The following is a 23932-nucleotide window of genomic DNA, read 5'->3' on the forward strand; positions in this document are numbered from 1 at the left end:
GTCTTTTTTAATTTTTTAGCAAAACAAAGCGCCAATTAATTTCATTAAACTAATTAAATAGCTTAAAACCAAACAATTACACAAAAACAGACAAATAATATTTTAAAAAATACAATACGAAATAAAATGTAACATATTTGAAACAAAACAACATAAAAACAAAACAAGACACACCTATATTTAATCCATAAAACACACGAACAATTAGGCTAATTATTTCCTTAGTTTTAATTTAAAACTTCGTCATAAAAGTCATTTATACAAAAAATTCGTTTTCCATCGGTTTCAGCTAGGACCAAAACATACAATTAAAGGTTAAAATTCAGACTGCCGGAATACCGAAAATATCTGTATTTGTTAAGAGCTAGAACAAGAAAAGTATAGTCGGTATCCCTAGCTATCCACCCAATAGATTCCATAAATATCAGGCCTTTAACTCTAATAGAAAATTCTTGCTTCTATTTCTACAACTACGGTATTTCGAAACAAAGGTTCTTAAATCCAACTTTGGTGTTGATCAATTGACTGAAATACTCAAGAAATTATAAGGAATCGCCAGCCGGCAGCCGGTCTCGCAGCCCATATTGTACACATAATCCCTTTACCTTTTCCGCAAATGCCTGTCGATAATAGTTGGGAAGCTTACCGTCCGGACCAAACAATCGTTGGTATTTTTCCACGAACTGTGGATAGTGTTTTTCAACCGCGCGCATAACCAAAGTCCGATTATCACCAGGGTCAGAACCATATAACGCCAAGGTTGCTGGAAAAATATAATTTGCATCAACGGATCGAAAAGTCGAAAACATCTGATCAAGATGAGCTCCTGTATCTGAAATAAATGGTAACAAAGGCATTAAACTTACGCCACTACACAATCCCATCATTCGCGCCTGACTCAATGTACTCAAACGAAGCTCAGGCGATGGTGCACCCGGTTCAAATATTCTGGCAATTTCGGTATCGATTGTCGAAAATGAAAAGGTAATAAAAGCACGATGTGTTAATTTACCTTGCAGATCAAATGGAAGTATTGCTTCAGCATCAATCTGCTTCACCAAATCAAAATCTCTACTGACGAGATCCGATTTGGTGATAATATGCACTGGGAAACGATAATGTAATATAATTTCCAACAATTGCCGCGTCAGTAACTCCGTCTGTTCAAATTGCAGATAAGGATCCGTTGCAGACGACAGTACAATTATTCCATATTGTTTTTTACGGGCACGGAGCGCTAAAGCACGATCCAACAAATCAATCGCGTTCTGTTTGACACTTAGCTTTTCAGCCATATTTACCCCATATTTACTACCCCTGATATAACAATATAGACAGTTAAAAGAGCATCCGCTATAGGGATTTACAGTATAGTCATCAAGAAACCAAGGATCTCTCTGTTTTGTTTTGTTAAGAATGGATTTAGCAATTACACGCTGCATACGGAACTTTACGTTTAATGAAAATCTATCTTATAAAACAGATTTTAACATACTAAGTTAATTCAAAATTACGACTAAGAGACAAAAAATAATTCCATAAAATTATTCGTTTAAATAAATTTCACAAAACTCCTTTCGGCTACATATTCCCTCAATTTGGCGATTTTTATTAGACGCTCTTTATGGAAGTTTGTATTACAAATACAAAGAAATATGACACAAAATACGCAAAGTAAAATATGGTTTATCACGGGCAGTTCGCGCGGATTCGGGAAAATCTGGACAGAGGCAGCGCTCCAGCGAGGCGACAAAGTAATTGCTACCGCACGACGACTCTCTTCCATCGCCTATCTCAATGAGAAATATGGAGACAACGTATTGACACTGGAATTGGACGTTACCGATACAAAAAAAGTAAAAACTGTTGTACAACAGGCATATGATCACTTTGGCCAGTTAGACATTGTCCTTAACAATGCAGGTTACTCTCTGGTTGGAACTATTGAGGAAGCTAGCATGAACGATATTCGAAAACAATACGAAACAAATATCCTTGGACCGGTCGCTGTCATTCAAGCTGTTTTACCATTATTACGTCAGCAAGGATATGGCCACATCTTAGGTACATCAAGTAGCCTAGGCCACGTTACACTGCCTGTAATCGGATACTATTGTTCCTCAAAATGGGCATTTGAAGCAATACACGAAAGCTTAGCACTTGAGGTCAAAGCGTTTGGCATCAGAGTAACCATCATAGAACCCGGAGCCTATGCCACCGAATTTGGAAGTCAGGAATCTCTACAATTTGCTGAAACATTAGATCCCTACCAGGATTTTAAAGCCCAATTTTTTACTGATTTAGGAAAAATGGAGAAAGGTGATCCGAATGCGACCCCAGCTGCAATCTTCAGTATTGTTGACACAGAAAATCCTCCCTTGCGGTTTAATCTAGGAAATGGGAACCTATCTTGGGTAAGTAGTGTGTATGCCGAAAGGATTGCCACATGGAAAGAATGGGATACTGTTTCAGCCCAAGCTCAAGGCGCTTCCAAGTAATCCCTATGTCAATAATTCATTCTCGTTTACATTATCGACTATTGTAAACGAGAATTATGTAAATTCAAAAATGAAAAAAGAACAAAAAGCTCTTCCAAAGATGGAATCCCTATCGGATATTCACCGTGCTTTTGGCCTTCCAACACCGGTCCACCCCTTGGTTAGCATGGTGAATGGCAGCACTCATCAGATTATGCTCAACAATATTCCTCAACCGCATGTATTGAATTTCTACAAAATATCCTACAAACCGAGCATTAAAGGAAAACTCATCTATGGACAAGGTTACTATGACTTTGACGAAGGTGGACTTCTGTTTGCCGCTCCAAATCAAATTATAGGAAACCATGGCGCAAATGAAGGCGAAGTATGCTCACAATATACCCTTTTGATACATCCCGATTTCTTTTGGGGATATCCGCTAGCAAAAAAAATAAAACAGTACGGTTTTTTTTCTTATACCACAAATGAAGCCCTACATTTATCCGAAAAAGAAAAAGACCGAATTATTTCCATCTTCCGACACATCGATGAAGAATTAACTAGCCGAATCGATGACTTTAGTCAAGATGTGATTATTTCCCACATTGAATTACTTTTAAATTATGCCAACCGATTTTATAAAAGACAGTTTATCACACGAAAAGCGATTAATACAAACTTAATAGCCAAACTTGAGGAAATATTGGAAGCATATTTCGCTAACAATATTTCTACCAAACAAGGCATCCCAACGGTACAGTATCTTGCTGATCGCCTACACATTTCAGCTAGCTATTTAAGCGATATGCTCCGTTTGCAGACTGGTGAAAATACCCAGCATTTCATCCATGATAAAATAATTGACAAAGCAAAAGAAAAATTATCCATCACAAACCTATCCGTAAGCGAAGTTGCTTACGACTTGGGCTTTGGCCATCCCCAATCTTTTAACAAGTTATTCAAAGCGAAGACAAATATGTCGCCTTTGGCCTTCCGAAAATCTTTTCCCCAACCAAATAAGTAGGTAAATACGAGAAAAATAAGTGATATAGCACAAATAATTGCAAATATTTCATTTTCAATACCTAATAAAGGCATTTATTCATTACCTTTATACTATTGAAACAAAACTCAACCCCAGCCATGTTTATCGGCGCAGTCAAATGGTTCGACAATAACAAAGGATTTGGTACTCTTGCGTTACCTTCCGGAGAAGAACTCTTTGTGCATATACGCAGGTTTAAAGTTCCTCCAGAACATATTATTCAACCTGGAGAAGTTATTGTTGGCGATAAGAAACCCGACCCTAAAAGGAGCGGTTATCTCGCCCAGAACTGCAGGATTCTCAAAAGGCCCGAAGATTGGAAATTCGTCATCTCGCTCCTCGACAAAGAACACACCGTACTCCTCCCCGACAGCCACGGTCGAGAACAAAAGCATAACTTAACCTCATTAACAGCAAGACAACTTTTAAGAACCCAGCCCAGAGAACATATTGTGGCCATGCTGACCGCTAATTTTGATGTTCATTTTGATAGCTCAATTTTCATTTCCTATGCCGAATTGATCGACAAAAGCATTACTGGTGTTTTTGAGAAAGAAACCGCTTACGATATACTTTCCAAGGTGTTCGAATACTTTGGGAAACATGTCTCACATCAAATTCTATTTCGCGTATGGAAGGAAAGCATGTTTAGGTATATTGGCTATCCGGCGGAAGGCGACTACGAAATTCCTGAGCTTGTATTTAATCTGAATGCCACCGAAATCAATTGTGAGGATCTGGCGAGAATAAACACTTACAGCTTTGGCAAATCTTTTTGCACTGATTTTGTAAATGCTTTATTTGAAGACATAGAAACAATGGACAAAAAGGATATTGAACCATTGTTACCTTATATTGAGTTTTTGGAGAATGAGGATTCTATTGAAAAAATACAGACGCTGCTGCAAGAATAGCTGAAACTATTTAATGCTGTAAAATTAGCATGCAATCCGCCCCAATATAATAAGCGAGATCAGACAAAGAATCTGAACTATTGATTATCCTTCGTATGATAATAATTGAATATCTACGAAGGATAAGTTCTTCACCTAAAGTCCTCTTTATGCGCTATGCAGGTGGTTAAGAATGATTGATCCCCATTCCACCGTCCAAAACAAAATCAGCACCAGTGATGTAAGATGCATGATCACCACTCAAATAAACAACCATTTTAGCGACGTCTTCGGCTGTACCTATCTTTTTGAGTGGAGATTCTGCTGCCAACTTATTCCAAATATTTTCGACAGTCTGCTTGTCATAATTCTTGTTAAGCACATCTGTCCTAGTCGGACCCGGACTCACCGTGTTTACACGAATTTTACGGTTTGCAAGCTCCATTGCCGCTGTTTTGGCGAAGGAATTAACGGCCGCTTTACTCGCTTGGTAAATCGAACTCGCTGGCATATTTAAGGTAGCTACATTAGAAGAAAGAATAACGACAGACGCACCATCGCGAAGTAGAGGGATAAATCTGCTCAATGTAAAATATGAACCTTTTAAATTGATATCCATTACTGCATCAAAATTCGCTTCTGATGCTTCATCAATAAAACCTCCTTCACCTGTAATACCGGCGTTTATAAATAGGACATCAATATATCCAAACCGATCTTTTATTTCCTGAGCAAGTTTTTCAATATCTTGCAGTATAGCCTGATCCGCCACGTAAGCTGTTGCTCCTATCCGCTCAGCAGCTTGATCAATAGCTTGCTTTCTTCTTCCTGTAATAATAACTTGTGCTCCATTTTTACTAAACTCCTTTGCTGTTGCGAAACCAATTCCACTATTCCCTCCCGTAACTAAGACGACTTTGTTTTCTAAATTTTCCATTGTTCTATTTTTTTGACAAATATATTGGGTATTTGATATACATTTGATACCAGTATAATAGAGTATACCAAAATTACCATGGAAAGAAATCAAGTAGAAGAACTAAGAGCATTACAAGACACCCTGTATTTTATAGGCGGAAAATGGCGTATTCCTATTATCAATTCACTATGCAACGGTAATAAACGGTTTCGAGAAATTGAACGAAGTATCACTGGTATCACTACACGTATGCTGTCCAAAGAATTGAAAGATATGGAACTCAACAAGCTTGTTAACAGAAAAGTCAATCCGGACAGCCCTGTGCTAATTGAATACCTACCGACTGCCTATTGCCGGACATTTGGTAATATCATCCAAGAAATGATTAACTGGGGCCGAGAGCACAGAAAGGTGATTATTGAAGAATCTGTAGAATAGACTTTTGAGCTCTATTCTACAGATTTAAATCGAAGTGCAGTAAGACTGAGTTTATCACCATCGCCCTCCACTAAAGAAACAGTAATTTTGTAACGTCCCGGAGCCTTAAATTTCATCCATCCCCAAGGGTACCAATTATACACAGAAGAGGCCGCTTGCTGATTCTGCACGATCTCCCCAGCCGAGTTTTCGATTTTCCACACCACTCTCCCCTGCCCCGTATAATTGAGATCAATTTGATAATAGCCTGGCTTAACAATGTCTATAGCATACGTTAGTTTACTTTCATCAGTCTATTGCCCTACTTGAACCACATGCTTCCATTCACCGAATTTTTCCATCCAGGATTTTCCAGTTTTATTACATCCTTCAACTTCAGCAAAATCAACAGGCACAATTGTCTCCATGGCCGGATCAACTCCCAACATTTTATCAATAACGGGCATTTCCCGCATAACGACCTCAATGACAGAAACCAATGGATCGGGGGCTACACCTGGCGTATTGATTTTTAACCATTTTCCATCGAACGTGTAATTCAAGGACTTTTTGCCGTTGGAAGTTAAAAGGCTAATCGACTTTATCCCTTTTGTTAGGCCCGGAACAAACAACTTTCCATTGGTCGGCCAATGATAGACCAACAATGAAATTTTACGTCCCTGCACAGTAGCATCTCCCCAGGGTAAGGCATGCCCCCTAGGTGACGCCTGTGCACCATAAACGGTCTCTGGATATTTTCGGATCCAGGCACCCGCACCGCGCAACGCTAAGCTCGCGGGCTCTGGAATAGTCCCGTCGGGCTTGGGGCCGACATTTAACATATAAGTCCCACCTCGACCAACCGTCGACAATGTACGCAATAGGATCTCGCGAGCACTCTTCCAATTATTGTCGTACCAAGCATAACCCCAAGAATCGTTGGTTACATCCACTGCTTCCCAAAGCCCTGGAACATTCTGCCGCGGTACTTCCATATCTCCTAAAGTAGAATAATCCCCGAGCCCATGCCCAACTCGCCCTGACACAAATGCTCCGGGTTGATTTTTATGAACCAATTCAACAAGCTTTTGTGCATATTTCTTGTCCATTCCCCCAGGAGTATCGAACCAGACCAATTCTATCGGTCCATATTGTGTCGTAATCTGATCCACCTCAGGATAACATTTTTCCCAAAAATAATCATCAAATGTTTTCGGCTGACCAGCTGCATTCACCTTGGGGCCTCCATTTCCGCCAGGATAAGTCCAATCCTGATTTTGCGAATAATAGAACCCAAAACCAATTCCCCCCTCTTTACAGGCTTTTGCGAGCTCAATCATTGGATCACGCTTAAAGTCAGTCGCCTCAACAATATTAAAAGAATTCACCTTAGAATGAAACATTGAAAATCCATCGTGATGTTTACTTGTGATCACGATGTAACGCATTCCGGCATCTTTTGCAAGCTGCACAATAGCTTTAGCATCAAAATGATCTGGATGGAAAGAACCCGCAGCAGCCATATAGTCCGCAACAGGGATATTGGCCATGCTCTTGTTCATGAGCCACTCCCCTATGCCATAAAACGTTTTTCCCTTCCAGGTATTTGCCAGCTGCGAATAGATTCCCCAATGGATAAACATCGCATATTTGCCTTCACGGAACAGTTTCCCTCTATTTTGGGCGATCGCTTTATTTCCCCCTTCACCATCCCACATGTGTTCCATCTGTTGCGCTGAAACCTGGTTCACAACCAACCCCGCCAGTACTAGACAAAACAATATCTTTTTAATACCTATTTTTAACATCTTAGACTTTGGGCAGGTTATAACCATTATGATAAACTTTCGCCAGGTACTGGTCGGCATCCTTATCATTGAAACTGCGCTTTTGTTTGTCCCAGAACAATTTCTTTTTGGCCCGATAAGCAATATTTCCCATTTGTGAGAATATCGCAATATGTGCCCCGGCTTCTATCGGAGCATGTAAACCCTCCACGGATTTCTTTCTAACTGCTTCAACAAAATTAACCATATGCTTGTCCAACCCATTATCTTGTGAACGTTGAAAAGAGACAGCATCCATTCGCCCTTTCTCCGGGATAACCTCCCAACCCTCACGATTGACCACCAAGGTACCATTATTGCCAATGAAAGCAACTCCGTGAGTCTTCTGGTAAGGACCCAAATCTATACCTGTTGCCTGCTCCCATTGAACATTAAATCCATCAAACTCGTATACCGTTGTTAAACTATCGGGTGTTTCAGCGGCATCGTCAGGATAAGCAAATTTACCTCCAGCAGCCATAACAGAAACAGGATCTGATACTTTCATTCCAATTAGCGCATAATCCAACATATGTACCCCCCAATCGGTCATCAAGCCACCCGCATAATCCCAATACCATCTAAAATTGAAGTGAAAACGATTGGGATTAAATGCACGTTTTGGTGCTGGCCCCAACCATTTATCATAATGTACTCCCGCAGGAACAGGAGCGTCTGCCTGAACCGGGATGCTCTTCATCCAACCTTGGTAAGCCCAAGCCTTAACAAGACGTATTTTCCCCAATTTTCCGCTATGAACAAAATCCATCGCATCTCTGAAATGTTGTTGGCTTCGTTGCCACTGCCCAACCTGTACAACGCGCTTATGCTTTTTAGCAGCTGCAACCATAATTTCACATTCCCGAATGGAGTTTCCAATCGGTTTTTCGACATACACATCTTTTCCGGCCGCAACAGCATCAACCATTTGCATACAATGCCAATGATCGGGGGTAGCGACAATAACAACATCAACGTCATTTGCTTTTAGGAGGTCTTTATAATCGATGTAAGTCTTCACATTGATATTGCGTTTCTTTAGTTCCTCAGCTCGATTCCCCAAAACATTTTCATCGACATCACATAATGCCGTACACTGCACTCCTGATACCTTCAAGATGGCGTTCAGATTGGACCAACCCATTCCGTTTGTACCGATCAGCCCTACACGAACCGTATCAGCTTGAAAACCGAATACTTTCGTCTGTGCAAAAAGTGCTGATGCAGCCAATAGGCTCGTATTTCGGATAAATTCTTTTCTCTTCATTGTTTAGTTTGGTTTATATTGATATTGTGTATTCATTACTAGGAAGACGATTATCTTGGGATCCCCCCTAGTGAGATTACTAATATAACATTTAGTCTTTAGGATGAAGAATATTAATCCAAACAAAATGGCTGAAATAAAGGACTTTGAATACCGTAGATAATTTCTATATTTGTTAAAAACAAGCATAAAACCATGGACCGAAGAACTTGTCTTTCTCCTCCAGCAAAATAATATAGCGCAATGTCAAACGAATAATGGCTTCCGATCAGGAGCAAATTCGGATGATATAAGGATTAACTATTTATTTAGCTTTTAAATTTCCCTTTATGGGAAAGACATTTCTCTTATGAAAAAATCATATTTAGTACTTCATACCGCAGTACTGCTCGCAGGCTTCACCGGTGTTTTCGGCAAGCTCATTACGCTCAATCAAATACCACTCGTCTGGTTTCGGGTCTTACTTTCAACAATCATCTTATTCATCGTTCTCAAATTATTCAAAATTGAGCGTTTAAAATCCACTAAAGATGCGTTTAAAATTGCGAAAGTCGGCGTACTAATCACTATCCACTGGATATTTTTTTATGGTAGCATCAAGTTTTCCAACATTTCCATTGGCGTTGTTTGCTATTGTCTGACCAGTTTCTTTACCGCTGTATTAGAGCCAATCATCAACAAGAAAAGATTTAGCGCAGTGCAGCTCATGTTAAGTATGCTGACATTGATCGGAATCAGTTTAATCTTTCATTTTGATAGCTCTTATCAACTTGGGATTATTTTGGGTGTAATTTCAACTATTTTTGCGGCTCTATATACCATTTACAACGAGCAATTAGTCAAACAATATGATAGTAAATTGCTCAATTTTTATCAGATGCTTAGTGGCACCATTGTATTGGGATTTGGACTGCCCATTTTCTATTATCTATTTCCTACCGAACGTTTTATACCGAGCTTTTCTGATGGGGTCTATTTAATCTTGCTGGCTTTATTTTGTACAGTTGGCCTTTATGTTCTTTTTGCTGAATCACTCAAGAAGTTATCTGCATTTACGGTCAATTTGAGTTTCAATCTCGAGCCCATCTATTCGATTATCATTGCTTTTTTATTCTTCAACGAAGGCAAACAAGTCAATGCTTCCTTCTATGTTGGACTCGCTCTTGTACTCGTTTCTGTTCTTCTCCAAACGATGCGCTCTATCAGAAAAAAAGCCTAATAATTCCTTATTCCATAGGCAAACATCGCATTGATTGCCTATGGAACCTCTATTTTAACATGAAGAAAAAAATTAATTTTCATCACATTTCTAAGACAGATGGTATCTTTGTCAGACTCGCAATATGTTGTCCGGCTTTCATGCCGGAGAAAATACATCCTCCCAAAAACGTGCCTTCCAGTGCCCGATAGCCGTGCATCCCGCCACCACCAAATCCCGCCACCTCACCCACAGCATACAAGCCCTTTATCACCTCGTCATCCTTTGTTAGTACTTGTGCTTGGAGATTCGTTTTAAGACCGCCTAAGGTTTTCCGGGTCAGTACATGGAGACGTACCGCAATGAGCGGTCCATTTTCTTGCGCCAGGATTTTATGAAGGGCTGCCACTCGGCCTAATTTATCACCACGGTAATTCCGTGTATTCCGGATATAATTCACTTGCGTGTCTTTTGAGAACTTATTATCTACTTCCCGGTCACGCGCTTCAATTTGCGATTTAATTGCTTCATAGTCCAATAAATCCTCCCCTGTCAAACGATTCATACGAGCTACCAGATCCTTTAGATTGTCCGAAACAATAAAATCAGATCCTTTTTCCTTAAAGGCCTCAACGGGCCCGGGAGCATTTTTCCCAAAAATGCGTTTCAAAAATAACCTATAATCCTTGTTGGTAATATCTGGATTCTGTTCTGAACCCGAAAGAGCAAACTCTTTTTTGATTATCTTCTGCGTCAGAATAAACCAGGAATAAGAAAAGCCTGTCTCTTGCAGATGCTTGAGTGTACCCAAGGTATCAAATCCAGGCAAATAAGGCGCAGGAAGTCTGGTACCGCGGGCATCAAACCACAGCGAAGAGGGCCCAGGCAAGATACGGATGCCGTGGTTAGGCCATATTGGATTCCAATTTTCAATCCCTTCCGTATAATGCCACATGCGATCGCGGTTTATCATATGAGCCCCAACCTCTTCCGCAATTCCGATCATTTTTCCATCGACATAGGCGGGAACACCTGAAATCATTTGTGCCGGTGCTTTCCCTAATCGTTCAGGCCAGTTTTCGCGTACCAATTGATGATTTGCGCCGATCCCTCCAGAAGCAATAACGACCTGATCTGCATAATATTCAAACGCTGCAAGAATAGTTCTGTTGGTTGCAACACCCCTTGCTTGGTGATCGTCTGCCAATATATCACCTCCAATTCCAATTACCGCACCATCTTGCGTTAGCAATTTTGTTACGCGATGTCGAAAGCGAAACTGCAGAAGACCTTTTTCCTGCGCAGCATAAGCTTTATCCACAAAAGGTTTCACAACTCCGGTTCCGGTCCCCCAACTGACATGAAATCTAGGAACGGAATTACCATGCCCCGAGGCCGAACCATCACCGCGCTCCGCCCAACCGACCATAAACATCAGCTTTATACCAAGCTTAGCGATGTAGGCAGACTTTTCTTCTGTTGCAAATTTCAAGTAGGCCTCAGCCCATTGTCGTGGCCAATAATCCTCCTCGCGGTCAAACCCGGCAGTCCCCATCCAATCCTGTCGGGCTAGTTCATAAGAATCCTTAATCCCCATGCGACGTTGTTGTGGCGAATTGATAAGAAAAAGTCCCCCGAAGGACCAATAGGCCTGTCCCCCTAGATTTTCTTCCGTTTCCTGATCTACAAGAAGCACTTTCTTACCAGCATTGGTGACTTCCATTGCTGTCGTAAGTCCTGCTAAACCCGATCCAATAATAATCACATCAGGTTTAAATTGTTCTACTTTTTGCATTGTTATTCTTTTACCGAACAGCTATCCCAATAAAAATGTGATTGCTCACAAGACCAACTGCCTTATATAAATTTACTAGTTTGGGCAGGATTGCACAAGAAAAACTTAACAGGAATCCCTTCGTTCTTTCCTTAAAAAAACACTTAATAATATATTATAAAAATAATAGAATAACACAATTTAAATTATTTTAATAATAAAAATCAGGATTATAACTTTGTGCTATCAATCATTCAAATAATAATAAGCGCCATTTCGAACAGATTTATTTGATAAAAAAGTGCATTAGCGTAATAAATAATTTTAACAAGAAATATAAAAAATAAAAAAAATGGAATACAGAAAATTAGGAAAAACAGATTTAGAATTATCGGCAATTACTTATGGAGCTTTCGCCATTGGCGGCAACATGTGGGGCGGAAATGAAAAGAAAGATTCTATTGATTCTGTAAAAGCATCGATCGACAATGGTGTCACTACATTGGATACAGCCCCTTTTTATGGATTTGGTTTAAGTGAAGAAATGATCGGTGCGGCAATACAGGGTTATGATCGGACCAAAATACAGCTATTGACCAAATTTGGTTTGGTATGGGACGGCAGTAACCAAGGAAAAGGTGAATTTTTCTTTGATGCAGAAGAAGCTGGTAAAACTATTCCAGTTTATAAATATTCGTCAAAAACCAGTGTAATTCATGAAGTAGAGAATAGCCTAAAACGCTTACGTACGGACTACATCGATCTACTTCAGATTCACTGGCCAGATAGCACGACCCCGATTTCGGAAACGATGGAAGCCTTGGATCTTCTTTTACAACAAGGTAAGATCCGTGCCGCCGGCGTCAGCAATTATAGTGTCGATCAAGTTTCAGAAGCACGGAAGAACCTCAACATTGCAAGTAATCAAGTTGGTTACAGTATGCTAAACCGAGGTATCGAAAAGGACCTTGTTCCTTATGCAAAGGAAAATGATCTAGGTATCATTGTATATAGCCCTATGGAACGAGGTTTATTAACCGGTAAATATTTTAATACAGGTAAATTAAAAGAAAACGACCACCGCAATGGTTATTTCCAACAATTTGATCTGGCCAAGGTAAAGACTTTCTTGGATACCATCAGTCCAATTGCCACTAACAAAGGTGTAACACTTTCTCAATTGGTATTACGCTGGACCAGTCTACAGCCTGCGATCACTGTGGTTTTGGCAGGTGCTCGAAATGCAGAACAGGCCATAGCAAATGCGCAAGCCATCGATATCACGCTTACCACCGAAGATCTATCATTTATCAATCTTGCTTTAGCAAAAATTTAACATTCAGCGATGAACAAATTCAATCAGTTGACAGTACTCCTTATGGGTGTACTGTCACTCACAGCAAAGCAATGCGCAAAATAAAACACTGCTGGTAGACCCAACAGATCGTACATGGTATCATGCTGCTTAGGATAAGAACGACGAGAACACTATGGTCTTATTGTCGAAAAGTTATCGATAATCTTCATCAGAACCAAGGCTTCCTCAATCGGAGATGGATTTGGCCCGATACCGCGGAAATAATCTACCGTACGCGAAATCATCGGCAATTGAATATTTTCAGGATGATCAAATATAAATTCCTTCTCTCCATCTCTTGTTTTGACAACAACTGAATTTCCAAAAATAGAAAAAGTAATATGCCCAAGGCTTCCTACAATTTCCACCTTATCTACCTGGTTTTCTTTGGCAACATTAAAACACCAACTTCCATTGAAGACAAGCTGATTTTCAAACAAAATGGTTCCTGTGGTCTGATCAGCTACAGCACTTTCTTTATCCTGAATCAAGCTAAAACCATCGTATGAAACCGGCATTCCAAAAAAATAGAGCATCAAATCCAATTGATGTGGGGCTAAATCAAAGAAATAACCTCCTCCCGAAACAGCAGGATCAGTACGCCAATCTCCGCCACCTTTGGTCACTAGGTCGGGCATTCTACTCTGCCATAAACGCAATTTTACCGTCCTTAACTCACCAATTTCACCATTTCCAACAAGCTCCTTAACCTTCAGAAACAAAGGCAATTGCCGCCTATAATGTGCAACTACCAACTTCCCGTCTCTTTCTTTTACTTCCTGCAATAATTTTTCTGCTTCTATCGCATTTAACGTAACGGGCTTTTCAACATAAACAGATTTCCCTCTACGCAGGGCAGATACTGCATACGCGAGATGAGATGACGGTGGCGTTGCTACATAAATCGCATTGAGATCGATATTATCGAGCAAATCGTCCGCGTCTGAATACCACAAGGGTACTTGATGTCGACTAGCATAATCAGCAGCTTTCGTCGCATCTCTTCGCATTACGGCCATTAGCTGACTATTATTTATGCGATTAAACGCTGGTCCGCTTTTTTTTTCTGTGACATCACCACAGCCGATGATACCCCATACAATTTTAGGATTATCCATAAGTATATTCAAATTATTGCTAAGACTCTGACCAATAATCCCGATATCTGGCCAGCATTACAGTACATACATCGAAGTACTGGTCTGATTTCTTAGGGCTTTTCACGTCCCACAAATCGGTTTTTACCCAAAAGAAAACCGATTGCCCTTTCGATGTTTTTTCTTCGACTATCCGCAGTTTTTAAGGAAGAAATATAGCGGATAATTTCCTTTTGCTTTGATGGAGACAATCCATCGAATACCTGCAGAGCTTCCTTATTTAGTGCAAATGCTGCTTCGAGTTCGGGGTGAGGCAAAATAGTGCGGTCTTCCGGATCAAAAGCGATTGTTACGGCTAAGGTCTCACCGATTCGTTTCGGCGAATTCGACAATATAGCCGTGTTAATGTACAGTCTCCACTCCTCCTTAAACCGCAGCAACGTCTGAACATAATCCTTTTCATTCACTTTTCCTTTCACAGGAATATATCCCTTGTTTATTCCTGCATCCTTAAATAGGTTTTCAAGAATATCCGTAGGAACAAAAACAAAAGGATTGATACCAATAATTTCCAATTGTGCTTCAAAGGCAAACATGATATGATCAATTAGGTGATTAATTATGCTTCAGAATAGTATCGATATGCGTCAATTCATCCGTCGTAAAGTCCAACCTGTCCAGGGCCTTGAGGGAATCAACCAGCTGCTCACTATTTCTCGCCCCTACTAAAACCGAGCTTACGCGTTCATCTTTCAACAACCATGCAATTGCCATTTGTGCCAATGTTTGCCCTCTTTGTACCGCAAGATTATTCAACCGGTCGATCTTCTCCATTAATTCTGGAGTGATCATTTCACTTTTCAAAAAATGTTCTTTCGAAGCACGTGAATCCGCCGGAATGCCGCCGAGATATTTGTTGGTCAGCAGTCCCTGTGCCAAAGGAGAAAAAGCGATCGCTCCGATTCCTTCTGCCTGCAGCACATCCAAAAGTCCCTCCTCAGGTGTCCGCACCAGCATCGAATACTTAGGCTGATGAATAAGGCATGGTGTCCCCATAGCACGCAATAACGCAGCTGCTTTCTGAGCAAGATCAGGAGGATAATTGGACAAGCCTACATAGCAGGCCTTTCCTTGATGAACAATATCTCGCAATGCTGCCATTGTCTCTTCCAACGGTGTATTCGGATCAGGTCGATGATGGTAAAATATATCCACATAATCGAGACTCATCCGTTTTAAGCTCTGATGTAAACTGGCCATCAAATATTTACGGCTTCCCCAATCACCATACGGCCCCGGCCACATGGTATAACCCGCTTTAGTGGAAATTAAAAGTTCATCACGATAGCCCACAAAATCGGTACGCAATAGCTGTCCAAAGTTCTCTTCGGCACTTCCCGGAGGAGGACCATAATTATTGGCAAGGTCAAAATGGGTGATTCCACGATCAAAAGCGGTCAGCAAGGTTTTCCGGAATACAGCTTGAATATCGGTTTCGCCAAAATTTTGCCAAAGCCCCAATGATATGGCTGGCAAGAGAATACCACTCTTCCCACAGCGTCTGTAGGGCATATTCTGATATCGGTTTGGATTGAATGTCACGTTACAAAGTTTATACCTGCAAAATACAAAACTATTTCCAACAGTCCAGCGTATTTCCCGCTTTCGTCTTCTTTCGCAAACCTCTTTTTAACACTATATCATTTAACAGCAGGTCATGTTTCTAACACCAAATCGATTAGCAACAGGTCATGATAACCTTAGGAAAGCAGGCTTCGATGCATAATTCTTTTTGCATAGAAACGTATTTATATTGCATATAAAAAGCAATTTATCTAAGTTTGGTCTTATCCAAAAGCAAAGGGATTAATTAGACATAACATGATTGGCAGATTCTTCAGAAAATTCTATTTACATATTGTCATCTGGACCATATTACTGCTGTTGCCCTTTATAACGTATCTCTACCAGCCGGATAAGATCGCTGATTTCAAAGCCTATTCGGCGTTATCGCATTTAGTAAATATTGTATTCCTGGCTACTCATTTTTACTTGCATTGCTACGTTGTTGCGCCCACCTATTTTTTCGGTCGCAGAAAGATCTTTGTACTATTAATGGCACTTGGGTTTGCCACCTACGTAGCACTGAACTACAGCATAGTTTATTTTAATCCAGATGGAGAGCTTGCTCATCTGACGAAGGAAAATATTCTTTTTGTACGGTTGGTCATCGGCCCAGGCATTATTTACTCCCTTTGTATGATCACGTCTTCAATGATCTTCCTTTACGATGAGCAAGCGCGACAAAAGGAGCTCAACAAACAGATTGCGCTTGAAAAAACAACGGCAGAACTAACAATGTTAAAGCTACAGATCAGCCCGCATTTCCTATTCAATACACTGAACAATATCCGTTGGCTCATTCGTAAACAATCACCAGATTCCGAAGACACTATTGTTAAGTTATCCGAAATGCTACGCTATATACTTTACGAAGTAGACGGCCCCAAAGTCGAACTTTTTAAAGAGATTGACCATATGCGCAATTTTATTGCCTTACAGACCCTTCGTCTTCCTATCCAAGGAAATGTAACACTTGATATCGAAGACAAGGTCAAAAATAGAATGATCCCCCCATTACTCTTCATACATTTTGTGGAGAATGCATTCAAATATGGCGTAGATAGCAAAACAGCTCCACAGATACAGTTTCAATTTCAGGAAACTCCGGGTGGCATTATCTTTATATCCCGTAATAGAATCTTACAACATACAGAACCGCGTCCAAACGAAGGTATAGGACTGACCAATGTACGCAGACGATTACAATTATTGTATCCCAATCGACATGACCTCAGCATCAGAAAAACCGATGTTGGAGATTTCGAAGTCACCCTCAAACTGATGACCGATGAAGATTAAATGTATACTCATAGATGATGAACCCTTCGCACTCAATATTTTAGAAGACGACTTATTGAATTTTGAGCAAATCGAAGTCGTCCATAAATTTAATGCGACGGCCGAAGCGGAAGAATATTTAAAAAATCACGCTATCGATCTGATTTTTCTGGATATTGAAATGCCCGATCAATTGGGCACGCAGTTTATTCGCGAGCTCGCTCCCCGACCCTTGGTTATCTTCACCACGGCCTATCACCAATATGCTGTTGAAGGTTTCGAGCTAAATGCTATTGATTATCTGCTTAAGCCGATCTCAAAAGAACGACTCGCAGCTGCAGTCCGAAAAGTGGAAGAGGGTATGCTGCTCCGTGCAAAACAGCTCCCCGAACAGGATCATATTATCGTTAATGTAGAATATAAAAAGACGAAAATTTTTCTCCATGAAATCAGCTACATCGAAGGCTTGAAGGACTATGTAAAAATATACCTGGTGGACCGTGAATCGCCCCTTCTTACGCGCAGCAACCTCCGTGGAATGGAAAAAATATTACCTACAATAGACTTCCTACGCATACATAATTCTTTTATTGTCAATAAAAATCGTATTGAGCAGGTCGCCCAAAGCAAACTCACCCTACCTGAAACCGCCCTTCCTATCGGTAAAAAATATATCAAAAATATTGAACAATTTATCTAATGCTACCGCCACAAATTGAATCGATGCAATTATCCGTTCGTCTACACATTGGCCGCTTCGGTCTACAGATGATTGCATAGCTAAAAAATCCTTTTCAAATTTGTGTACTATCGAACAGCCTAATCCGCGTAGCCGGTAGAATAGCAAAGAAAAAATGAAAAGATTTATAGCAATAGCGCTAATGGCAACTGCGGTTGCTTCCGTACACGCTCAAGCCCCTGCAGGTGGTCGTCCTGCTTTCGCCATGTCCGAAAGTCAGCTCTCGGGCCAAATTGTGGACAACAACGGGAAACCTATCTCACAAGCTTCCGTGAATTTATTGAAGGTTATCAAGGATCAAGCTACAGGTAAAGAAAGGGAAATCCTGGTAAAAAGTACCAGCTCTTCAGAAAATGGAAAGTTCAATTTCGCAGCCATTTCACCAAAAGAAAAATGGAAACTAAAAATTAGTTCTGTAGGCTATGCGCCGATAGATCTTGCTGTAGACTATAGCGATAGCAAAACAACAAACAAAGATCTAGGTGCGATCAAATTGGACGATGACAACCGTAAACTCGATGAAGTTACCGTGACTGGCCGCAAGGCACTACTCGAAATGGACATCGACAAAAAAGTCTTCAATGTAGAGAAGAATATCGTTGCAGCTGGCGGTACTGCGATCGATGTACTCCGCAATATGCCTTCTGTACAAGTAGATATCGACGGAAACGTAAAACTGAGAAATGCAGCCCCTACAATTTTTGTCGATGGAAAACCTACAACGCTCACCCCCGACCAGATTCCTGCCGATGTGATCGATAAAATCGAAATTATCACAAATCCATCTGCCAAATACGACGCTTCCGGAAGTATGGCCGGTATCCTCAACATTATCCTGAAGAAAAATAAGAAAGCTGGATACAATGGTATGGTCACCTTAGGTGGAGACCGCTTTGGTGGAACCAACTTTATGGGTAGTTTAAATCTGCGTCGAAATAAATTCAATATCTCACTGACGGGAATGAATATGCGCATGCGGACCAACACCGAGGGCGACAGCCACCGTACAAGTACAATTAATGGCATAGAATCAACAGTAGATCAAGATATTGAAGGCAAAACAAAAGGTATGATTACTTTTGGCCGGCTCGGCGTAGATTACGACTTAAGTCCCAAAACAACGCTATCTGTAGCCGGCGTATTGGTTCAGGGTAAATTTAAGCCGAATGAGAACTCGTCGATCTTAACCACCTCTGGCAATAGCGAATCACGCAGCGATCGGATTTCCGAGTCTGAAAGAAGCTTTAAACCACGGGGGTTGCAGGCAGGTCTTGTTCAAAAATTCAAAACTGAAGGCGAGGAATTGTCTGTGGATTTCAATTATTTCGGCGGCAGCAACACATCCAATGGTTTATACACCACCAATTACCGCAATGCAAGCAGCGAAATCAGCGGAACTCAGATTCAAAAGAACATCGGTTCCGGTGATAATAAGTTCATGACTGTGCAGGCAGATTATGTCAAACCATTCAAAAATGGCATGAAACTCGAAACTGGTGTGCGTGCACAGATCAATAAACTCAAAAATCTCAACAATAATTCCTTAAAAGCAGTAGGCGAAGATGATTTTGAGAATATAACCGCAGCATCAGCTAACTATAACAATAAAAACAGCGTCTACGCAGCCTATGCCTCACTTGGAGGAAACCTCAAGGACTGGGTATCCTATAAAATTGGGCTGCGCGCAGAAAGTTCAACGTACGACGGTGAACTTTTGAATACAAACGAAAAGTTCCACAACAAGTATCCCCTGAGCTTATTTCCTTCTTTGTTCTTGAGCAAAAAGCTAACCGAAAAAGACCAAATACAGATGAGCGTAACCCGTCGTGTCAACCGTCCAAACTTCTTTCAACTCATCCCATTTGTTGATTACACGGATAGCTTGAATATTACACGCGGTAACCCTGACCTTGTTCCTGAATTCACAACATCCGGCGAACTTTCCTACAGCCGTACACATGGAAAAGGTACATTTTTGGCAACAGTATACTATAAACGCACAAACAATCTAATTACACGTTACCTGACACAGGAACTCAATCCGGTAACGAACAAAATGGATTTCATTAATACCTATATCAATGCCAATTCCAGCAAGAATTATGGGGCAGAATTTACTTATACCAATAATCTCAAAAAATGGTGGGATCTGACTGCAGACCTCAACTTCTACAATTCCAAAATTGAGGTGGATGAGAAAACGCCTTCGGAAGGTATGTGGACAGTATTTGGAAAACTGAACAATACATTCAACCTACAGAAAAACTGGAATCTACAGCTAGCCTTTGAATATCAAGGCAAAACAAATATGCCAGTGACACAGGGTCAAACATTCGGTCCACCAATGAACCAGGCGCAAAGCTCTTCACAAGGCTATATCAAACCATTCTATGGTATCGACTTTGCCATCAAGAAAAGCTTCTTGAAAAATCAGGCTGCCTCAGCAACATTGGCCATCAACGATATTTTCAGAACACGTGGCAATACCATTGTTTCATCGGGTGAAGGATTCTCTCAAACCTATTATCGACTGTCAAATCCACAGTTGATCAAATTGAACCTTTCTTACCGTTTTGGAAAAATGGATATGAATATGTTTAAGAAAAACAAAAACCAGAATTCAATGGAAGGCATACAAATGCAATAACATGTGGATCATATCACAATCAAAAGCGGGTATTTCTTGTAGGAAATACCCGCTTTTTTATTAAACTGCGTCAAAGACTAGACGACTGTATTGGATATATTCTTCTTTTCAAGTATTTCAACAATCTCCAGTAGATCATTAATCACATAATCTGGATTTGCCGATCTGAGTTGAGCCGCATCATGTGCACCTGTTGTTATACCAATACTCAAAGCACAACCCGCTTGTTGCCCCTCCTGTATATCGATGATGGAATCTCCAATTTTCATCACCACACTCGAATCGGTAATTTCAAATTTTTGCATGGCCAGATCAATCATATCTGGATAAGGTCTGTTTCGAGGTACATCAGAAGCAGTAATTAAAGCATCTACATCTTTGCCAACTTTCCAATTAAGCTTCTTCAAAAGTGATTCGGCTGTCTTACGATCATAGCCCGTATTGAGCACACGCAAGATATCCCGCTCTTTCAAGATTGCAAATAGTTCTTCCGCATTCGCATTAGGGTAAATTTCCTCGACTTCATAAGCATGTTCCAAGTCTTTCAAAAACAAAGTAAACATCCGTTGAGCCAATTCATCATCATCAACATCCAAACTATTTTTGAGTACAGTCTTAATTGCCTGTAGCTTCTCCTTACCTGCAGCATGGGCCAATACCTCTGTTAATGTCAGTTCGTATCCCCCTACCGTATTTATTGCATTTCTAAGTGTCTTATAAACAATATTATTTTCGTTCACTGTCGTACCTGCCATATCAAATACGACCATCTTGATGGCTTCTTTCATTCTATTCAATCTAAAAGTTTAGCAAAAATAAAAAAATGTTAAATAAAACTAAACAACACTATGTTAATTTATTGCTATGCTTTAGTTAAGAAAACTACTTTAACGCACCACAAAATAATAGGTCCAGGCGATCAGCAAGATTTGAAACGGAATACGAAACCACAAATAGTTTGGACCGGCGTCATCAAAAGTAGCCGTCTCGTAATTGATACGCCTTAAGTTTGCCCGAATATTTGTAGGTAATACCAGTAGAAAGAAGACAATTAAAAGGATTCCCGTTATGCGGCTCACCTGCGGGACAAATAGCCCAATTGCAGCCATGAATTCCATTAAACCGGTTCCATAGATCATTTCTTTTTTAAATGGAACGAAGTCGGATAGCATCAACATCATTCCTTTGGTATAAAGTAGGTGTCCCAATGCAGTGAACAACAGCATCACTGCCAATCCAACTTTACCCGCTAAAAGAATATCCATCTCCCCCTTCAGCAGCAATAGGATGAGATTGGAAATAATGCAAACGACAATTAAAACAAAAAATGGTTTCATCTTTTTTATAACAAAAATAGGTGCCCTTCCTTTTGTTATCAATGAACATTTGTTAATAAATTTCTTTCCTGATCCGGCTTAACGATTGCGATCTAATACCAATATAAGAAGCCAGATATTTTAAGGGAATGTTGCGAATCAGTTCAGGTTGCTCACGCATCAAATTGATATACCTGGTTTTTGCCGAATCTTCAAGTAGCGTCAGTTCCCGTTTCATTTTTTTTAGAAAAATGTCCTCAACCGCTTTCCGACCAATTAGGTTCCCAACCGTTGTTGTTTGATATACCGCATGGAGATCCTCAAACGATATCCGCCATAAAATACAATCTGTTATTGCCTCGAGATGATACGATGAAGGCTGCTGCGTCAAGAAGGAATCGTACCCACTTACAAAAGAGTTTTCGAAAGCAAATCCAAAAGTAAAATCATAGTCCAGTTTTGGGATATTGAAACGTACAATTCCTTTTTCAATAAAAGATAAATACTGTTCAGTTTTTCCGATTTCCAAAATCAGTGATTTTTTTGGAAACTCCATCTTAACAAGCTTAGCGGAAAATACTTCCCAGTCCGTATCATTCATGACAACGAGCGATTCAAAATATTCTTTGATCTTGTCCATGATTCTTATTTTTTAAGAGCAAGATAAAAACTTCTGTTCAAATACATCGTAATGATTATTTACTATTTAATCGATTATTTATTTCAATAAATAATCGATCTATTTTACCAAAAAATATTAACTTAAATACAGTAAACTTTAATTATGCATATTCTTAACGAAAACGCTCCAGAACGGTGGCCTGCCTTTAGAAAATTAGGTTTTCGATATTCCTTTATTTTCATTTTGTCCTTTATTCTTGTTTTTAATAACGGTACTTATCCGTTATATGGATATATCAGCATCCCTCTTACTCATTTCATGCAAAGGTTGACTCCCTGGTTTGCAGAAAATATATTGGGCTATTCTTACGACCACAGCATCTTCATCAACGGAAGTGGAGATACCTCCTATGCCTGGATATCCTTATTGATCCTATTCCTGCTGGCATTAGTTGGGGCGGCTTTATGGTCCATATTGGATCGAAGAAGAGCCAGCTATACAATCCTTTTCTATTGGTTAACCACAGCAATTCGCTATTATGTTGCTTTTATGCTTATTAACTATGGACTGTACAAAGTCTTCTATATGCAAATGCAACCGCCGAGGTTAACACAACTTCTACAGCCATTGAGCGAGTATTCTCCTATGGGGCTGGCATGGACCTATATTGGTTACTCTCAAGGCTACAATATACTTATTGGTTCAGTAGAAATATTATCGGGCTTATTGCTTTTCAGAAAAACGGTGGTTGCTGGTGCACTAATTACGGTTGCGACCAGTATCAATATTATGGCCGTCAACTATTTTTATGACGTCCCCGTTAAAATGGTCTCTACAGCACTCCTGCTACTTTCCATATTTCTACTGCTTCCCTACTTAAAAGCATTGTTCGCAATTTTTATTTCAGGAAAACCTGTACAGTTACTCCCTTTCCAACAACCCCTATTCAACAAAAGCTGGAAAAGAAAAAGCTTGTTTATCGCCAAATTGGTGGTGTTACTGCTCTTTATGGTGCAACAGGGCATGGGCATATTAAGTACAAAAAAAATGATAGCTGAGTACCTAACGAAGTCACCACTCTATGGAATCTACCGTATTGAACAAGCGGGAACACAAGGTAAATCAATCCCTGAAGATTGGCGACTTATTGTTTTCGAAATTGATAACAACAAGGTCTTAATACGTAACACAGACTATACCCCACAAAGGGAGAGCGTTGTTATTGATGCCCCCGGTAAGAAAATTACCCTAAACAATTATCAATTTGATTATCAGATCAACTCTGACGGAAATATTCTTCTGACAAAAACCTTTGATGACCATACAGCGCACATTAAACTTATTAAACAAGACGTGCAAGCGTTCGAATTAATACAGCGCAAGTTTCATTGGGTACAGGAATATCCCTATAATCGTTAAATAAGAATCGTAAAA

General features: G+C 40.1%; 22 protein-coding genes. 10 read left to right on the forward strand and 12 right to left on the reverse strand.

Features of this window, described 5'->3' with window-relative positions; translation table 11 throughout:
• Positions 1–542: 542 nt before the first annotated feature.
• Complete coding sequence (locus tag IQ31_RS09855; protein WP_075993483.1) at positions 543–1442, reverse strand: SPL family radical SAM protein; 900 nt, start codon at positions 1440–1442, stop codon at positions 543–545.
• A 213-nt stretch (positions 1443–1655) separates the two neighbouring features.
• Here IQ31_RS09855 and IQ31_RS09860 point away from each other — a divergent pair, with 213 nt between their 5' ends.
• The 3 genes from IQ31_RS09860 to IQ31_RS09870 all read left to right on the forward strand — a co-directional run bounded on the left by IQ31_RS09860 (position 1656) and on the right by IQ31_RS09870 (position 4439).
• On the forward strand, positions 1656–2498 hold the full coding sequence (locus tag IQ31_RS09860; RefSeq protein ID WP_075993484.1) for an SDR family NAD(P)-dependent oxidoreductase: 843 nt from the start codon (positions 1656–1658) through the stop codon (positions 2496–2498).
• Between the two features lie 70 nt (positions 2499–2568).
• Positions 2569–3504, forward strand: a complete 936-nt coding sequence (locus tag IQ31_RS09865; RefSeq protein ID WP_075993485.1) for a helix-turn-helix domain-containing protein — start codon at positions 2569–2571, stop codon at positions 3502–3504.
• Positions 3505–3599: 95 nt separating this feature from the next.
• On the forward strand, positions 3600–4439 hold the full coding sequence (locus IQ31_RS09870; RefSeq protein ID WP_145327869.1) for a cold-shock protein: 840 nt from the start codon (positions 3600–3602) through the stop codon (positions 4437–4439).
• A gap of 166 nt (positions 4440–4605) precedes the next feature.
• On the opposite strand, the gene IQ31_RS09875 is transcribed toward IQ31_RS09870, so the two are convergent.
• Positions 4606–5355 (reverse strand): SDR family oxidoreductase, encoded by a 750-nt coding sequence (locus tag IQ31_RS09875; protein ID WP_075993487.1) that lies wholly within the window; start codon positions 5353–5355, stop codon positions 4606–4608.
• 78 nt (positions 5356–5433) lie between these two features.
• On the opposite strand from IQ31_RS09875, the gene IQ31_RS09880 reads away from it, so the two are divergent.
• A complete protein-coding gene (locus tag IQ31_RS09880) occupies positions 5434–5775 on the forward strand; it encodes a winged helix-turn-helix transcriptional regulator (protein ID WP_075993488.1) in 342 nt (113 codons plus the stop codon).
• Positions 5776–5786: 11 nt separating this feature from the next.
• On the opposite strand, the gene IQ31_RS27635 is transcribed toward IQ31_RS09880, so the two are convergent.
• The 3 genes from IQ31_RS27635 to IQ31_RS09890 all read right to left on the reverse strand — a co-directional run bounded on the left by IQ31_RS27635 (position 5787) and on the right by IQ31_RS09890 (position 8847).
• On the reverse strand, positions 5787–5981 hold the full coding sequence (locus tag IQ31_RS27635; RefSeq protein WP_208734193.1) for a hypothetical protein: 195 nt from the start codon (positions 5979–5981) through the stop codon (positions 5787–5789).
• 87 nt (positions 5982–6068) lie between these two features.
• Positions 6069–7562: an alpha-L-fucosidase gene (locus tag IQ31_RS09885; protein WP_208734195.1), complete on the reverse strand. Its 1494-nt coding sequence runs from the start codon at positions 7560–7562 to the stop codon at positions 6069–6071.
• Position 7563: 1 nt separating this feature from the next.
• Positions 7564–8847, reverse strand: coding sequence for a Gfo/Idh/MocA family protein (locus tag IQ31_RS09890; protein WP_075993490.1), 1284 nt, complete (start codon positions 8845–8847; stop codon positions 7564–7566).
• A gap of 349 nt (positions 8848–9196) precedes the next feature.
• Here IQ31_RS09890 and IQ31_RS09895 point away from each other — a divergent pair, with 349 nt between their 5' ends.
• Positions 9197–10066 carry a DMT family transporter gene (locus tag IQ31_RS09895; protein ID WP_075993491.1) on the forward strand — a complete coding sequence of 290 codons (870 nt, stop codon included), beginning with the start codon at positions 9197–9199 and terminating at the stop codon, positions 10064–10066.
• An 82-nt stretch (positions 10067–10148) separates the two neighbouring features.
• Here the strand turns inward: IQ31_RS09895 and IQ31_RS09900 are convergent, their stop codons facing one another.
• Positions 10149–11840: an FAD-binding dehydrogenase gene (locus IQ31_RS09900; RefSeq protein ID WP_145327870.1), complete on the reverse strand. Its 1692-nt coding sequence runs from the start codon at positions 11838–11840 to the stop codon at positions 10149–10151.
• Between the two features lie 331 nt (positions 11841–12171).
• Here IQ31_RS09900 and IQ31_RS09905 point away from each other — a divergent pair, with 331 nt between their 5' ends.
• Complete coding sequence (locus IQ31_RS09905) at positions 12172–13155, forward strand: aldo/keto reductase (protein WP_145327871.1); 984 nt, start codon at positions 12172–12174, stop codon at positions 13153–13155.
• 152 nt (positions 13156–13307) lie between these two features.
• On the opposite strand, the gene IQ31_RS09910 is transcribed toward IQ31_RS09905, so the two are convergent.
• The 3 genes from IQ31_RS09910 to mgrA all read right to left on the reverse strand — a co-directional run bounded on the left by IQ31_RS09910 (position 13308) and on the right by mgrA (position 15875).
• Entirely contained in the window at positions 13308–14294 is a 987-nt protein-coding gene (locus IQ31_RS09910; protein ID WP_145327872.1) for a Gfo/Idh/MocA family protein, read from the reverse strand.
• Positions 14295–14386: 92 nt separating this feature from the next.
• On the reverse strand, positions 14387–14869 hold the full coding sequence (locus IQ31_RS09915) for a YdeI/OmpD-associated family protein (protein WP_075993494.1): 483 nt from the start codon (positions 14867–14869) through the stop codon (positions 14387–14389).
• 19 nt (positions 14870–14888) lie between these two features.
• Entirely contained in the window at positions 14889–15875 is a 987-nt protein-coding gene (mgrA, locus tag IQ31_RS09920; RefSeq protein WP_075993495.1) for an L-glyceraldehyde 3-phosphate reductase, read from the reverse strand.
• Positions 15876–16154: 279 nt separating this feature from the next.
• Between mgrA and IQ31_RS09925 the strand changes: the two genes are divergently transcribed.
• From IQ31_RS09925 to IQ31_RS09935, 3 genes are all read left to right on the forward strand, one after another.
• Positions 16155–17195: a sensor histidine kinase gene (locus tag IQ31_RS09925; RefSeq protein ID WP_075993496.1), complete on the forward strand. Its 1041-nt coding sequence runs from the start codon at positions 16155–16157 to the stop codon at positions 17193–17195.
• Positions 17185–17874 (forward strand): LytR/AlgR family response regulator transcription factor, encoded by a 690-nt coding sequence (locus IQ31_RS09930; protein WP_075993497.1) that lies wholly within the window; start codon positions 17185–17187, stop codon positions 17872–17874. The genes IQ31_RS09925 and IQ31_RS09930 overlap by 11 nt, the downstream gene beginning before the upstream one ends.
• 154 nt (positions 17875–18028) lie before the next feature.
• Positions 18029–20560 carry a TonB-dependent receptor gene (locus IQ31_RS09935; RefSeq protein WP_145327873.1) on the forward strand — a complete coding sequence of 844 codons (2532 nt, stop codon included), beginning with the start codon at positions 18029–18031 and terminating at the stop codon, positions 20558–20560.
• Between the two features lie 77 nt (positions 20561–20637).
• On the opposite strand, the gene IQ31_RS09940 is transcribed toward IQ31_RS09935, so the two are convergent.
• From IQ31_RS09940 to IQ31_RS09950, 3 genes are all read right to left on the reverse strand, one after another.
• Positions 20638–21348 (reverse strand): HAD family hydrolase, encoded by a 711-nt coding sequence (locus tag IQ31_RS09940; RefSeq protein WP_145327874.1) that lies wholly within the window; start codon positions 21346–21348, stop codon positions 20638–20640.
• A 99-nt stretch (positions 21349–21447) separates the two neighbouring features.
• On the reverse strand, positions 21448–21897 hold the full coding sequence (locus IQ31_RS09945; RefSeq protein ID WP_145327875.1) for a DoxX family protein: 450 nt from the start codon (positions 21895–21897) through the stop codon (positions 21448–21450).
• A 52-nt stretch (positions 21898–21949) separates the two neighbouring features.
• Entirely contained in the window at positions 21950–22516 is a 567-nt protein-coding gene (locus tag IQ31_RS09950) for a Crp/Fnr family transcriptional regulator (RefSeq protein ID WP_145327876.1), read from the reverse strand.
• Positions 22517–22660: 144 nt separating this feature from the next.
• Here IQ31_RS09950 and IQ31_RS09955 point away from each other — a divergent pair, with 144 nt between their 5' ends.
• Complete coding sequence (locus IQ31_RS09955) at positions 22661–23917, forward strand: hypothetical protein (RefSeq protein WP_145327877.1); 1257 nt, start codon at positions 22661–22663, stop codon at positions 23915–23917.
• Positions 23918–23932: the final 15 nt, after the last annotated feature.

Origin of the sequence: Sphingobacterium siyangense, assembly GCF_007830445.1 — a bacterium.
Lineage (GTDB): Bacteria > Bacteroidota > Bacteroidia > Sphingobacteriales > Sphingobacteriaceae > Sphingobacterium > Sphingobacterium siyangense.

Bases quoted from the DNA above. Each gene is read 5' to 3' on its own strand.
- IQ31_RS09855 (WP_075993483.1), bottom strand. From the start codon at position 1,442: ATGCAGCGTGTAATTGCTAAATCCATTCTTAACAAAACAAAACAGAGA.
- IQ31_RS09860 (WP_075993484.1), top strand. From the start codon at position 1,656: ATGACACAAAATACGCAAAGTAAAATATGGTTTATCACGGGCAGTTCG.
- IQ31_RS09865 (WP_075993485.1), top strand. From the start codon at position 2,569: ATGAAAAAAGAACAAAAAGCTCTTCCAAAGATGGAATCCCTATCGGAT.
- IQ31_RS09875 (WP_075993487.1), bottom strand. From the start codon at position 5,355: ATGGAAAATTTAGAAAACAAAGTCGTCTTAGTTACGGGAGGGAATAGT.
- IQ31_RS09880 (WP_075993488.1), top strand. From the start codon at position 5,434: ATGGAAAGAAATCAAGTAGAAGAACTAAGAGCATTACAAGACACCCTG.
- IQ31_RS09885 (WP_208734195.1), bottom strand. From the start codon at position 7,562: ATGTTAAAAATAGGTATTAAAAAGATATTGTTTTGTCTAGTACTGGCG.
- IQ31_RS09890 (WP_075993490.1), bottom strand. From the start codon at position 8,847: ATGAAGAGAAAAGAATTTATCCGAAATACGAGCCTATTGGCTGCATCA.
- IQ31_RS09895 (WP_075993491.1), top strand. From the start codon at position 9,197: ATGAAAAAATCATATTTAGTACTTCATACCGCAGTACTGCTCGCAGGC.
- IQ31_RS09900 (WP_145327870.1), bottom strand. From the start codon at position 11,840: ATGCAAAAAGTAGAACAATTTAAACCTGATGTGATTATTATTGGATCG.
- IQ31_RS09905 (WP_145327871.1), top strand. From the start codon at position 12,172: ATGGAATACAGAAAATTAGGAAAAACAGATTTAGAATTATCGGCAATT.
- IQ31_RS09910 (WP_145327872.1), bottom strand. From the start codon at position 14,294: ATGGATAATCCTAAAATTGTATGGGGTATCATCGGCTGTGGTGATGTC.
- IQ31_RS09915 (WP_075993494.1), bottom strand. From the start codon at position 14,869: ATGTTTGCCTTTGAAGCACAATTGGAAATTATTGGTATCAATCCTTTT.
- IQ31_RS09925 (WP_075993496.1), top strand. From the start codon at position 16,155: ATGATTGGCAGATTCTTCAGAAAATTCTATTTACATATTGTCATCTGG.
- IQ31_RS09930 (WP_075993497.1), top strand. From the start codon at position 17,185: ATGAAGATTAAATGTATACTCATAGATGATGAACCCTTCGCACTCAAT.
- IQ31_RS09935 (WP_145327873.1), top strand. From the start codon at position 18,029: ATGAAAAGATTTATAGCAATAGCGCTAATGGCAACTGCGGTTGCTTCC.
- IQ31_RS09940 (WP_145327874.1), bottom strand. From the start codon at position 21,348: ATGAAAGAAGCCATCAAGATGGTCGTATTTGATATGGCAGGTACGACA.
- IQ31_RS09945 (WP_145327875.1), bottom strand. From the start codon at position 21,897: ATGAAACCATTTTTTGTTTTAATTGTCGTTTGCATTATTTCCAATCTC.
- IQ31_RS09950 (WP_145327876.1), bottom strand. From the start codon at position 22,516: ATGGACAAGATCAAAGAATATTTTGAATCGCTCGTTGTCATGAATGAT.
- IQ31_RS09955 (WP_145327877.1), top strand. From the start codon at position 22,661: ATGCATATTCTTAACGAAAACGCTCCAGAACGGTGGCCTGCCTTTAGA.